A 12,469-nucleotide genomic window follows, 5' to 3' on the forward strand; every position below is an offset into this window, starting at 1 on the left:
AATAAAAGCAGCCACAAGGCTGCTATATTGTAATTGTAGGATCTACTGGTTTACTATTTTTACGAATTTCATAATGAAGGTGCGGACCTGTTGATAAACCTGTATTTCCAGTTTTTGCGATAACCTGACCTTTTGAAATTTTTTGACCTTTCTTGACTAACCATCTATTCAGATGTGCATATCTAGTTTCATAGCCATTTCCATGGTTTATTATCACGACTTTACCATATCCCCTCATCCATCCGGAATATGTTACAGTTCCTGAATAAGGAGCATACACAGGTGTATTCATCTTTGACTTCAGATCTACCCCGTCATGTGTGGTCTTTCTTCCTGTTATAGGATGGATTCTGCTCCCAAATTTACTTGTAATTTCTTTTGTTTTTATGGGCCACCTAAATGACTTTAAGGTAGGAGAAATATATGAACTTTTACTTGCTGATTTATAAATCTGTGTGTTATTTTTTGAATATTTTGAATTTAAATATATCTTTTGACCAACATATATAGTGTTATCCGGAAGATTGTTGTATTGTCTCAGTCGTTCTACTGAGATGTCATACCATACTGATAATCTATAGAGAGTTTCCCCTGGTTTTATAATATGGTAGTTTGGTTTGGCTTTTGAATTTTTAGCCTCTCCTTTGAGTAGCAACTTGGTTCCAGTATTTATATGCGGGGTATTTAAGTTATTTAAAACCATTATATCTGTTACACTTACTTTGTTTTTTACAGCTATGGAATAAAGGGTGTCTCCCTTTTTTACTTTATGATACTTCCCACTACTACATCCCATTAATACAACGGAAAAAACAGATATTAATAATTTTTTAGAAATGTTCATCGCCTATTCCCCCAATACTTTGTATAATTAATTTACCACACTTTATATTAAGTTTCAAATTTATTTATTGGAAAAATCAATTATGAGTAGTATAATTATTTTAAGTAATAATAACTAGGGGGTTATGTTTTATGGTTAATTTTGATAAAGTAGATGAAATGATAGAAATTATAGAAGATGGTGAACTGCAAGATGGAAAAAATTTCAACCAATTTGCTGTTGAATTTTATTTAGAGTCAAAATCTTTGCCACTTTCAAAATATCTAAGAATGCAGAAAAAAACAAAAAAAATGCCAAAAATAATGAACACAAAAAAGGCAGGTGAAGTTCTCTATTTTACGGAAAAAGATGATGATGCAAAAAGATTTTTAAAAAGAAAAGGATACGGTGAGATACCTCAGCTAAATTATACTTGCATTATGCTTCTAAGAAAGGTCGACATCATCACAAACTGGACCAAGATACTTTCATATTTTGAGGGGAAAGGGACTATAGAGGAGATAAACAACTCAACAAGAACTGAACTTCTACCAGAAGAAAAGAAAAAGATGGATGAATTTATCAAGGAAAAATTAAAGCTTTCAGAAAAAGAATATGATTGGTTTTGTGTGAAACTTTCTAAAGTATTTGAAAATAAAGAGATAATGAAGGCTCTAAAAAAGGTGGTCAGATAAAAAAACCATTGCTCAAACTAAAATGAGCAATGGTTTTTTTATGAATCTATTCCTAAAAGATTTTTTATAAATATTCCTACAACAAAAGACAGAGTTGCTATACCAAGACTTAAAAAAGTCATTTCAAAAAATCTTTTTTTGAACGAGGATCCTGTAGCTACTGCAACATAATAGTTAAATACAAAAATTATAGAGATTCCTGTTACAAGAGTTAAGAACAATGCCATATAAGGAGTTGCTCCAGACAAAAAAGGAGCTACCAAAAGGAAAACAGTTATCATATAGGTTATACCAGTGTAAATTGCAGCTCTTTTATGGTTTTTATTTGAATTTTTTTCTGCTTTTGAGGACAGGTATTCTGAGGCTCCCATAGATAAGGAGGCTGCGATTCCTGTAATCAGACCAACCATCGCAATAACTTTTGAATCATCTAGTGCAAAGGTATAACCTGCAAGGGCTCCTGTAAGTTCTATAAGTGCATCATTTAGGCCCAATATTATTGAACTGACGTAAACCAGTTTTTCTTCTTTCAAAAGATCAACTACATCTATTTCATGGTTTTCCTCATCTTCCAGAATTTTTTGGACTTCAGGTACCTTCTCCATTATACCCCTATAGTTTTTCTGAGCCTTTTGTTCCCCTAGTTCCATGGCCTTTAGTCCAAAAGTTAGTCCGAAATATTTTGCCATAAAATAATTTTTTTTGGCTCTAAAGCAATTTGGTTTTACTTCACATTTGGTATATTGCTTAAAAAATTCATAGTGAGAAAATTCTGATTCAGCTAGTTTTATAAGTGTCTCCTTATTATTTTCTCCGCTTATTTTTGAGAGCATCATATAAGTATGATGCTCTGTTATCTCATCTTTTTGGAATTTTTTCAGAATTTTTATGAGGTCTTTTTCCAATATATCACCCCCTATACCCTAGAAACTCACCTTACTATATATTTTATTTTATTATTTAGATATAAGTATTACTGAACTTTTAGGATGTACCAGATATTTTCTTCTTTGTACTATAGTTGGCTCTTCAAGGAAATCCTCTTCTAAATATGTATCTACCACCCTATACCATTTCTTCCCATTCTTAAGAATAGGCAGTTCGAAGATAAGTGTCTCGTGATATGAGTTCAAAGCTACGTATATATCATTATCTGTTTCTTCAATGTCCCTGGTGTCTCCTCCGTCAATCATAAAGGCAATACTTCTCGAATAGTGTGACCAATCCGGAGTACAGGCCTTTACTCCATGCCAGGTTATATCACTATAACCATCTCCATCTATGTCTGTGTCAGTAAAAAAATGTTCTCTTTTAAGTGCCGGATGACTTTTTCTGAATTTTATCATATTTTTCATAAATTTATGTATACCTTTAAATTCAGCTAGTCTATCCCAGTTAATCCAGTTCATCTCATTATCCTGGCAATATGCATTATTGTTTCCCTGCTGAGTTTTAGCCATCTCATCACCCATTAAAATCATAGGAACACCCTGAGAAAGCATAAGTATTACAAGAAAATTTTTCATCTGTCTTTTTCTTAATTTTATAATAGATATATCTAGGATATCTCCCTCTACACCATGGTTATAAGAGTTATTGTGATTATCCCCGTCTCTGTTGTACTCCCCATTGGCATGATTATGTTTTTTATTATAAGAAACAAGGTCCCACATTGTAAATCCGTCATGAGAAGTTACGAAATTTATACTATGATAAGGCCTTCTTCCAAATTTTCTAAAAAGATCAGGACTTCCGACCAGTCTTGTGGCCAGATCCTGTACCTGTCCCATATCGCCACGTATAAACCTTCTTACAGTATCACGGAATTTACCGTTTAATTCTGCCCAACCGCATGGAAACTCTCCTAAGAAATAACCTCCGGCTGCGTCCCATCCTTCGGCGATAAGTTTCGATCCGGATAAAACGGGATCATCGGCAATATCTTTTAGGAGAGATAAGTCTCCTATCCATCGCCCGGTGCTGTCACGACCTAATATTGCTGCCAAGTCAAAACGAAATCCATCTACATTTAGCTGTCCATACCAGTATCTCAAGCTATTTATAATGAGTTCTTTTACTACTGTATGACTACAGTTTACCGTGTTACCTGTTCCAGAATAATTTGAGTAGTACATCTTGTTTTTTTCCAAAATATAATACACAGAGTTATCAAGACCTTTAAAAGATATAATAGGACCCATTTCATTACCTTCACCAGTGTGGTTAAATACGACGTCTAAAATAACCTCTATACCTTTCTTATGCAACGCTTCTACAAGTTGACGAAACTGGATAACATGCTCTCCTAGTTTTCCAAGTACTTTTCTGTCTCCAGAAAGATAATTCGAAGTAGGTGCATAAAAACCAATAGGGTTATACCCCCATACATTCTTTAACTTTTCTCCAGTTATAGGGTTGGTTCCCACTACATCATCCTCATCAAATTCAAATATAGGAAGAAGCTGTACAGCAGTGACTCCAAGATCCTTTAAATGATCAATTTTCTCCATAAGTCCCTTATATGTCCCAGGATGTGTTACATTAGAATTTTTGTTTGCAGTAAACAATTTCACATGCATCTCATAAATAATTGTATCTCGAAATTCGTTTTTTGGTTTCATATCTTCAGACCAGTTGTATGTTCTGGTATCTAATATCAAACCTTTTCTAGGAGATTTTGGGCAGCCATTTTTAGGAGTTATACACTTTGCATAGGGATCTAAAATTAGTTTGTCAGGGGAAAATCTATGTCCGAGCTTCATATCAAAAGGCCCGTCTACTATCCACCCATAATAGTAACCTTCAGTCATACCTTCTACATACACATGCCATATATCTCCTGTTTTATTAACATTTTTATCTAATTTATATGAAAAACAAGGTTCACAATCATCTGAGTGTTCAAATATATGTAAAGTCATACTGGTTGCATTCCTGCTGAATATTCCAAAATTCACTCCTGCATCAAGAACAATCGCCCCCATAAAATAAATTCCAGGTCGAGCTATCAATTTATTCATAAAAACCACCTCCAAAACTCTATCTATATAATACCATTTTTTTCCGATTTTCATTTATTGTTTAGATAAAATCAAAACTACCACTTCAAGTGGTAGTTTGCTCATGCCCTAGAAGGGCGCTTTTCCAGCATTGGGCTGAAGCCCTTCTGAACGGTTTGCCAACCGCGTAATATTTCATTTAGCTACTCAAGTAGCTCTTTGTTTCTAGCTCTTTTTTACTTTACCTCCAGTAAAAGGATCAATATATTCTTTCAATGTTAATTGATCTTCTGCAATATCTTCTTGCAACTGATTTCTAATATAATCTTCGATCCTTTTCCTGTTACGACCTACTGTATCTACATAGTATCCGCGGCACCAAAAGTGCCTGTTTCCATACTTATATTTTAGATTTGCATGTCGATCAAATATCATTAATGAACTTTTTCCTTTTAAATACCCCATGAAACTAGATACACTCAATTTAGGCGGTATGCTCACAAGCATATGTATGTGATCTTTACATGCGCTTGCTTCGTGTATCTCTACTTTTTTATTCTCGCAAAGTTTTCTAAGTATTTGCCCAATATCTTGCTTTATCTTTCCATAGATTACTTTTCTCCTGTACTTAGGTGCAAAGACTATGTGATATTTACAATTCCATCTTGTGTGTGCTAAACTATTACTATCCATTTAAACCTCCTTTTGTATCTCAACTGGTCGGCAAACCTAAGTTGATTATATCAAAGGAGGTTTTCTATTTTATACGCATAGCCTTCCGGCATTTTGGGTCCACCTGCAGAGCAGGTGGTTTTCTTTTTCTATAATAAAAAGGCAGAATAAATTTCTGCCTTTTAAGCTAATGTCAATTAAGAGTTTATAAACCCCTATAATATTAACCTTTATTAATTTATTATCTTATTTATACTAAGTTTTATCAATTATTTGCTCGTATATGAAGTTCCATAGCTGTTGTAATGAACCTTTGAAAAATCCATGTCCTCTTCAGTATAAGCTGGCCTTTCTTGTTCTGGATATCCCATTGCCAGTATAGCAAGCACTTTGATATCCTCCTCTATACCTAATATCTCTCTTGCTATAACATCTGCTCCTCTTCCGTCTTCAGATGGTCTTTTGTCAATCTGGACCCAGCATGATTTAAGGCCCTTTTCTTCCGCCTCTAGCTGCATAAATGTAAGAGCTATAGAGCAGTCTTCTAACCATGTATCTGACTTTTCCTCTCTACCTAAAACCACTATTGCTACTGGGGCATCTTTCACAAGCTGCCCTCCTGCAGGTTTTGCCTTAGAAAGTTTATCTAATTTAGCACTGTCGTCTACCACCACAAATTCCCAAGGTCTTTTATTTTTCCCACTTGGAGATATTAGTCCCGCCTTTAGAATAGTTTCCAATTTTTCAGTTTCTACCGGTTTTTCTTGAAATTTTCTTATACTTCTTCTTTTTTTCAGTAATTCAAACAACATAATTTATTCCCCCTTAATCTTCTATTAAATCATATAAAAGTTCTATCTCTTCTTTCCACAATGTTTCATCTATGGTTTCTAGAATAATAGGCATTTTATCAAACCTGGTATCATTCATAAATCTCTTAAAAAAGTCCATTCCGAGAACACCCTTTCCTATACTATGATGCCTGTCTTTTCGGCTTCCTGTGTCAAACTTTGAGTCATTGAGATGAATGGCCTTTAGATATTTGAAACCTACAGTTTTCTCAAACGCATTCATTGTTTTATCATATCCTTCTTTATCTTTTAACTCATAACCAGCTGCAAGGGTGTGACATGTGTCTAAACAGACTCCTATTCTGGATTTATCATCTATTCTTTCTATTATATAAGCTAGATCTTCGAATCTGTTTCCAAGATTAGATCCCTGGCCAGCTGTGTTTTCTAGTATCACAGAAATATACTCTGTGGATTCTAAGGCTTTATTTATTCCGTTAGATATATGATCAAGACATTCTTCTCGTGAGATCTCATTCAGGTGACTTCCCGGATGTGTGTTTATATATTTCAGACCCAGTTGTTCACATCTTTTCATCTCGTCGATAAATGCATTTAGTGATTTTCCTCTTTTTTCTGCATCTGGATTTCCAAGGTTTATAAGGTATCCGTCATGGGGTAAAACTACATCAGGAGTATACTTATTTTTCTCCATTGCCTCTTTGAACTTTTCTATATCCTTATCAGTAAGTGGTTTTGCTTCCCAACGTCTCTGATTTTTTACAAAAAGTCCAAAGGCCCTTGCCCCTATACCCCTGGCATTTATAGGGGCGTTGAAGACCCCACCTGAAGCACTTACATGCGTCCCAACATACTTGTTTTTAATTTTTTCTTCTCTGCTTCTTGTATCTTTTTTAGTTTTTTTATTCATCGGATACTGCTCCTGTTATCACTTTATATATAGAAAGAGTATAACATATTTTTATACTTTTCCTATTCTGGGAATCGACCATAGTACATGATGGATAATTCTCCATAGACCTTGTCCTACTTTTTAAGGTTTTTTTCCGCTATTGCTAAACAGATAAAATGCCTTAAGGAGCACTTGATTTGATGGAAAGACACTAGAACTTGAAACAGACTCAGAGTGGTGATTTCTAGCTCATCATACACGTTTTATGCCAAATTCTTTTTTCTTTTTAATTTCCATTTTCAAAAGCGTAGTAGATCGCATTAATAGCATTTCCCAAATCATCTGATTCAACACCAATAATAATATTGATTTCACTTGAACCTTGATCAATCATTCTAATATTAATATTCTCTTTTGCTAAAGCTGCAAAAACTTTTGCAGACATTCCTGGTATCTCTGCAATTCCATAACCAACAGTAGCAATAATTGCCATATTAGAAAAAACATTTATAGAGTTTGGTTCACACTCTTGGTTGATTTCTTCAATTGCCTTATCTAATTTTCCTTTTACTTTACAATCTTGAATAACAATAGATAAAGTATCTATCCCAGATGGTAGATGCTCAACAGAAATTTCATATTTTTCTAATATAGATAATATTTTTCTAATAAAACCAATTTGTCCATTCATAAGGTCTTTATGAATAGCTAAAACTGTAAAGTTTTTAGTTCCTGCTATACCTGTAATTTTTCCTACCTTTAAATTATCACTGTAATCCTCGACAATGATTGTCCCTTTATGGTCAGGATCATTAGTATTTCTGATATTAATTGGAATACCAGCTTCCCGTACTGGAAATACTGCTTCATCATGTAATACATTAGCACCCATATAAGAAAGCTCTCTAAGCTCTTTATAAGTTATTTTTTCAATAGGCTTAGGATTATTAACGATTCTTGGGTCTGCCATAAGAAAACCAGAAACATCTGTCCAATTTTCATAAACTTCTGCGTTAACTGCTTTAGCTATAATGGCTCCTGTAACATCTGATCCACCTCTTGAAAAAGTTTTAATTTCTCCATCAAAGGATGAACCATAAAACCCAGGTATCACTGCATTTTCAACACCTATTAAGGTTTCACGAATTGTTTTATAAGTTTTTTCAACATCAAGGTTATTGTTTTGGTTAAAATAAATCATATCTTTTGGATCTAAGAATTTAAACCCTAACAGCTGTGATAAAATAAGACCATTTAAATATTCTCCTCGACTTGCTACATAATCTGTGTTAGCACCTTTAGATATATTTTCTTTTATTTCAATTAAATAGGGCTTGATATTAAAATCAAGATTAAGATCCCTGACAATTTCTTCGTACCTATTAGATATAATTTCAAATACTTGATCAAATGGCACTGACTTTTGAACATGCTGACGGCACAAATAAAGTAAGTCTGTTATTTTTGAATCTTCTTTATTTCTTTTTCCTGGCGCCGAAGTAATAACAAATTTTCTTTTTGGATCTTTTTTAACAATATTAAACACTTTCATCATCTGGCTTGCATTAGCAACTGATGATCCACCAAATTTTGCAACTTTAATTCCCATGAACTACATCTCCTTTGATAGTAAACTTTCTTTTTTATGAAAATTATTATTATTGATTTATTTCAATACACCGTCCTAATTTTGAAGATTCATTTAATATTTTATACCAACAACTGTCATTTTCCACCTATGAAATAAGAAAAGTTAACCTAAATGATACATGCACTTACATGTGCCCCAAAAAATTTATTTTTTCTTTCCTGGTTATTGTATCTTTTTTAGTTTTTTTATTCATTGGATACTACTCCTAATAATGACCTATATATGAATAGAGTATAACATATTTTTATAATAGATATTAAGAGCATTTATCTAAATTTTTAATTTCGAAAGTAAAAAAGGATAGGATTTCAAAATTGGCAATTTAAGCTTCTATTTTTTTTAGAGTATTTTTTATAATTTTATCTTCTATCTTTTTATCATTGGTATTTAAGGAATGGATTAAAAACTCATTTTATTTATAAAAATTACAAGACCTCAGGCAGCTAATCCTGAGGTCCCGTAAAAAATTATTTTTATCCTTTGCTATGATTGGAAGGGACATAACAAAATTTGAGGATAACATATTCAAATGAATCTGATAAGCCATTTTTAAATATATATACATCACTTTTATGTCTCAAAATGGCCGGTGTTTGTACTCTGTTTAATTTTAGAAATGCACGAAAATATTAACCTGTGCATATTTAATTCTAAAATAAATTTGTTTTGCCATGCTTAATCTTAATAACGTATTTTCAAAAGAAAAAAGATTCGAATATCGTATTCGATTAGGATATCTGCCATAGGGTTTCATAAATGATTTCGGATATTTTCAATTGTAGAAGATGAGCATTTATACGTTTAAAATTGACGTAAGTAATGGATTTACCTAAAGATAAAGACTTGTATTCTTTAAAAGAAAAATTCTTTTCATTAAGTTCTTTTGCTATTATTTTTTCCAGAAGATCCTCTATACGAGGAAGCTCATCTTTGATTAAATCAAGCAAGGCAGTTTGACTAAATAACTCATGGTCCATATCGCAAATATTTGCAAAATCCTTTATTGTTTCCCAAGGAACTCTTTGATATTTTTTTATTATCCTGTCACTTATTTTTCTTGATGCTTTACCTATCTTCACCAGGACAGGAACTGAATGGTTAAATGGAATGTTATCAAAATAATTAAGAAACTCAGATATATTTTGATATGATTTATCGGTTTCTGAAAGTTCTCCAAACAAAAATATAGAGAATGAAGTTGCCGAGATAACTATTAAACAAAAGATATTTTTTATGGAAGATATCCCTAATGGACCTAAAGCCTGGGATATGAAAGAACAAATTTCAAAAATGATTTTTAAATTTGAAAAATTAAAAAATATTTTTATAATACATAAAAATTAATTTAAATAAACATTGTTTTTAACTAATTAAATCAATATATAAAATTACATGTTTAATTTCAAAAGAATACATTTTGATTAATAACTTGTGAATCATATAACTTATCCAATACAGATCTTTAGTTGAAGTATCAAGGATATAAAAATACTACTTAATAAAAATAAAATTACATTTTTTTATAAAAAAAAGTTCATTTTTTGATAGTTTTATGATAAAGTAGAGTATAACAAAACTTTCCAACCAGCTATACCCGACAGTAATCTCCCCAAGGTGGCTGTCACCTCAAAACTTATATTCAATATTTATAATTGAAAAATATGATGAGATAATCGCTAATGGTTATCTCATTTTTTATTATGATAGATTTTTAAACATTCCTTTGCCATATAAAGAGCTTCTTCAAAATCTTCACTATATGTATATCTTACCAAGTGTTTCTATACGTTTCAATCAGGATATTAATAGTATAAACTGAAAAAGACAAGAACCTCTCTTGCATTTTATTTGTTTTTTATCTAGACTAATATTTATATTAAAGAAGAAAAAAAGACTGGAAATTAATCCAGCCTCTACCCTAAAAACATATTTTTTAATAGAAGTATTATCCCTAAAATATAGGTTATTATTGACAAAACTTTTCGTTTTGGATTATTTCTAGAAATTAAGTAATTTATTCCCATTAGAGTAATTATCATTATATTTGACATCCTTTTGGATCAAGGTAAAATTTACTAAAAGCATGAGGGACCACCTGTCCTCTAGCATTACTTTTATTTCCCCCTTCCCTTTCACACCTCCTTTTTATTATTATATTTTGGTTATTTAAACTGCTTGGTATATATTAGGTGTATTTCATAATTCTACTGGTTATTTTCTACTATATACTGTAATTTGATATGTTCTATAATATAAGAAAGTTAACCTCAATGACACACGCATTTACATGTGCCTCCAAATGTTTACTTTTTATTTTTTCTTCTCTGATTTTTTTTATAAAATCTCACTCCGCTGACTATAATTATCTCTTTGAAAGTATAACATATGAAAAATATTATTAAAACCTTAATCTCCTAATAAATATAGAAATAGATCTATAGAAATAATCTTATATGCATTTAAATACCTGACTTTCCAAAGAATTGAGATAAGTGTATCAATGTCTATCTTATAAATTTCTTCAACAGTATTTGGGTTTCGAAGTTTTAATATCAAATAATTTTCATCTATATAAAATTAAAATTATTATATTTATCAAAACAAATTTTATAATCCTGATTTTTATATTTAATGTTTCTCGAATTGTATAATTAACTGCAACAGGTTATTTTTTAAGGAGTATAGGATATTTTTATAAGAGACATTAAGGCCATTTATTTAAAATTTTACTTTTTTAAAAAACTAGACAGTCTTATAAATGGAACTTAAATTTATAAGACCGTTAGAATCAAAAGATTTTCTCACAAATAAAAATCAATAAAAGATAAAAAAATCGCACTAATAATAAAAAAACTTGTGCTCCTAGAGAACACAGAAAAAAAGAAGGACTGACCATAGAAAAAATAAAATTAAAAATATAATAATAAATATATTAAAGGAAAAAAACCTGCATCGAGTATAATTTTTTTAAGGATATTCTCAAGATATGGTGTATCTTGAGATTATCTTTTTAGAAACAAACCTATTAAAATTTTCTCCCTAAGAAAGCCAGACCTAGGTCTGGCTTTCAAGACATAAGTGAAATGTAAAATGAAACTGAATAAAACCTTATTTTATTGTGATCCTATGTTTACTAATAAAATTTTTATATATCGTTGCAATGGTTTAAAAATCCCAAAGGTGATACTATGTATATCAATAAAATTAAAAGTATAATAGAGGATTATATAAGTAGCCTTAACTCCTCGGATATTTCCAAAATTATTTCTTTAGTTCACCGAGATATAGGTATTTACAGCATGAAAAATGGTGATATTGTAAAATTGGCTTTAGGAAAAGAGGAATTCAAGAGTATTCTAGAATTTTTTAACCTTGAATATCAATTTATCTACTGGAAAATTCTCAATAATAATATAAAAAAGGAAGCTGCTGAGATAACTATTAAACAAAAAATATTTTTTATGGAAGATATCCCTAATGGCCCTGAAGCCTGGGATATGGAGGAACAGACTTCAAAAATGGTTTTTAAATTTGAAAAATTAAAGATTAAAAATATTTTTATAATACACAGTCAATAAGCTAAACATAGTGCTTATTCATCTTGAACTTTTATTATGATTTTAAAGAGGTGTTTTATATGAAAAAAATAGACAAAGTAATGACCAATTCGGAGTATCAGGAATTATTAAACGAGTTCAAAAAGCTCGAAATGGAAGAGGAGATAACTGGGAAGGATAATAGTGTCCGAATGAATGAGATCAAAGAACTCCTTGAAATCGACGAAAAAGAAGATGATTGAGTATAGGGGCCTAGAAGGCCTTTTTATTTTTCCAAATCTATTTTTATCAAAATGTTAAAGTAAAATTATAGATCCTACACCAAAAGTTTATAACAACTTCTACCAATATTTCTTCCTTTGGTAATA

At 31.2% G+C, this 12,469-nt stretch carries 11 protein-coding genes; 3 read left to right on the forward strand and 8 right to left on the reverse strand.

Annotated elements, in window-relative coordinates:
• Positions 1 to 22: 22 nt before the first annotated feature.
• Positions 23 to 844 carry a M23 family metallopeptidase gene (locus ILYOP_RS04750; protein ID WP_013387386.1) on the reverse strand — a complete coding sequence of 274 codons (822 nt, stop codon included), beginning with the start codon at positions 842 to 844 and terminating at the stop codon, positions 23 to 25.
• 131 nt (positions 845 to 975) lie between these two features.
• On the opposite strand from ILYOP_RS04750, the gene ILYOP_RS04755 reads away from it, so the two are divergent.
• Positions 976 to 1,518 carry a hypothetical protein gene (locus ILYOP_RS04755; RefSeq protein ID WP_013387387.1) on the forward strand — a complete coding sequence of 181 codons (543 nt, stop codon included), beginning with the start codon at positions 976 to 978 and terminating at the stop codon, positions 1,516 to 1,518.
• A 38-nt stretch (positions 1,519 to 1,556) separates the two neighbouring features.
• Here ILYOP_RS04755 and ILYOP_RS04760 read toward each other — a convergent pair whose 3' ends face one another.
• From ILYOP_RS04760 to ILYOP_RS04790, 7 genes are all read right to left on the reverse strand, one after another.
• Entirely contained in the window at positions 1,557 to 2,423 is an 867-nt protein-coding gene (locus ILYOP_RS04760; RefSeq protein WP_013387388.1) for a VIT1/CCC1 transporter family protein, read from the reverse strand.
• Between the two features lie 51 nt (positions 2,424 to 2,474).
• Positions 2,475 to 4,538: a glycogen debranching protein gene (locus ILYOP_RS04765; RefSeq protein WP_013387389.1), complete on the reverse strand. Its 2,064-nt coding sequence runs from the start codon at positions 4,536 to 4,538 to the stop codon at positions 2,475 to 2,477.
• A gap of 204 nt (positions 4,539 to 4,742) precedes the next feature.
• Positions 4,743 to 5,210 carry an IS200/IS605 family transposase gene (tnpA, locus tag ILYOP_RS04770; protein ID WP_013387381.1) on the reverse strand — a complete coding sequence of 156 codons (468 nt, stop codon included), beginning with the start codon at positions 5,208 to 5,210 and terminating at the stop codon, positions 4,743 to 4,745.
• Between the two features lie 248 nt (positions 5,211 to 5,458).
• Positions 5,459 to 6,001 carry a nitroreductase family protein gene (locus tag ILYOP_RS04775; RefSeq protein WP_013387390.1) on the reverse strand — a complete coding sequence of 181 codons (543 nt, stop codon included), beginning with the start codon at positions 5,999 to 6,001 and terminating at the stop codon, positions 5,459 to 5,461.
• 13 nt (positions 6,002 to 6,014) lie between these two features.
• Entirely contained in the window at positions 6,015 to 6,911 is an 897-nt protein-coding gene (gene nfo / locus ILYOP_RS04780) for a deoxyribonuclease IV (protein ID WP_013387391.1), read from the reverse strand.
• A 268-nt stretch (positions 6,912 to 7,179) separates the two neighbouring features.
• On the reverse strand, positions 7,180 to 8,502 hold the full coding sequence (locus ILYOP_RS04785; RefSeq protein ID WP_013387393.1) for an aspartate kinase: 1,323 nt from the start codon (positions 8,500 to 8,502) through the stop codon (positions 7,180 to 7,182).
• A gap of 770 nt (positions 8,503 to 9,272) precedes the next feature.
• The gene (locus ILYOP_RS04790; RefSeq protein WP_013387394.1) at positions 9,273 to 9,725 is read right to left on the reverse strand and encodes a hypothetical protein; all 453 of its coding nucleotides are present in this window, start codon (positions 9,723 to 9,725) and stop codon (positions 9,273 to 9,275) included.
• A 2,007-nt stretch (positions 9,726 to 11,732) separates the two neighbouring features.
• On the opposite strand from ILYOP_RS04790, the gene ILYOP_RS04795 reads away from it, so the two are divergent.
• Together ILYOP_RS04795 and ILYOP_RS15745 are read left to right on the forward strand one after the other, a co-directional pair.
• A complete protein-coding gene (locus ILYOP_RS04795; RefSeq protein ID WP_013387395.1) occupies positions 11,733 to 12,122 on the forward strand; it encodes a hypothetical protein in 390 nt (129 codons plus the stop codon).
• Between the two features lie 59 nt (positions 12,123 to 12,181).
• The gene (locus tag ILYOP_RS15745) at positions 12,182 to 12,343 is read left to right on the forward strand and encodes a hypothetical protein (protein WP_013387396.1); all 162 of its coding nucleotides are present in this window, start codon (positions 12,182 to 12,184) and stop codon (positions 12,341 to 12,343) included.
• Positions 12,344 to 12,469 lie beyond the last annotated feature (126 nt).

The sequence above is a fragment of the Ilyobacter polytropus DSM 2926 genome, from assembly GCF_000165505.1.
Lineage (GTDB): Bacteria > Fusobacteriota > Fusobacteriia > Fusobacteriales > Fusobacteriaceae > Ilyobacter > Ilyobacter polytropus.

Bases quoted from the DNA above. Each gene is read 5' to 3' on its own strand.
- ILYOP_RS04750 (WP_013387386.1), bottom strand. From the start codon at position 844: ATGAACATTTCTAAAAAATTATTAATATCTGTTTTTTCCGTTGTATTA.
- ILYOP_RS04755 (WP_013387387.1), top strand. From the start codon at position 976: ATGGTTAATTTTGATAAAGTAGATGAAATGATAGAAATTATAGAAGAT.
- ILYOP_RS04765 (WP_013387389.1), bottom strand. From the start codon at position 4,538: ATGAATAAATTGATAGCTCGACCTGGAATTTATTTTATGGGGGCGATT.
- tnpA (WP_013387381.1), bottom strand. From the start codon at position 5,210: ATGGATAGTAATAGTTTAGCACACACAAGATGGAATTGTAAATATCAC.
- ILYOP_RS04775 (WP_013387390.1), bottom strand. From the start codon at position 6,001: ATGTTGTTTGAATTACTGAAAAAAAGAAGAAGTATAAGAAAATTTCAA.
- nfo (WP_013387391.1), bottom strand. From the start codon at position 6,911: ATGAATAAAAAAACTAAAAAAGATACAAGAAGCAGAGAAGAAAAAATT.
- ILYOP_RS04785 (WP_013387393.1), bottom strand. From the start codon at position 8,502: ATGGGAATTAAAGTTGCAAAATTTGGTGGATCATCAGTTGCTAATGCA.
- ILYOP_RS04795 (WP_013387395.1), top strand. From the start codon at position 11,733: ATGTATATCAATAAAATTAAAAGTATAATAGAGGATTATATAAGTAGC.
- ILYOP_RS15745 (WP_013387396.1), top strand. From the start codon at position 12,182: ATGAAAAAAATAGACAAAGTAATGACCAATTCGGAGTATCAGGAATTA.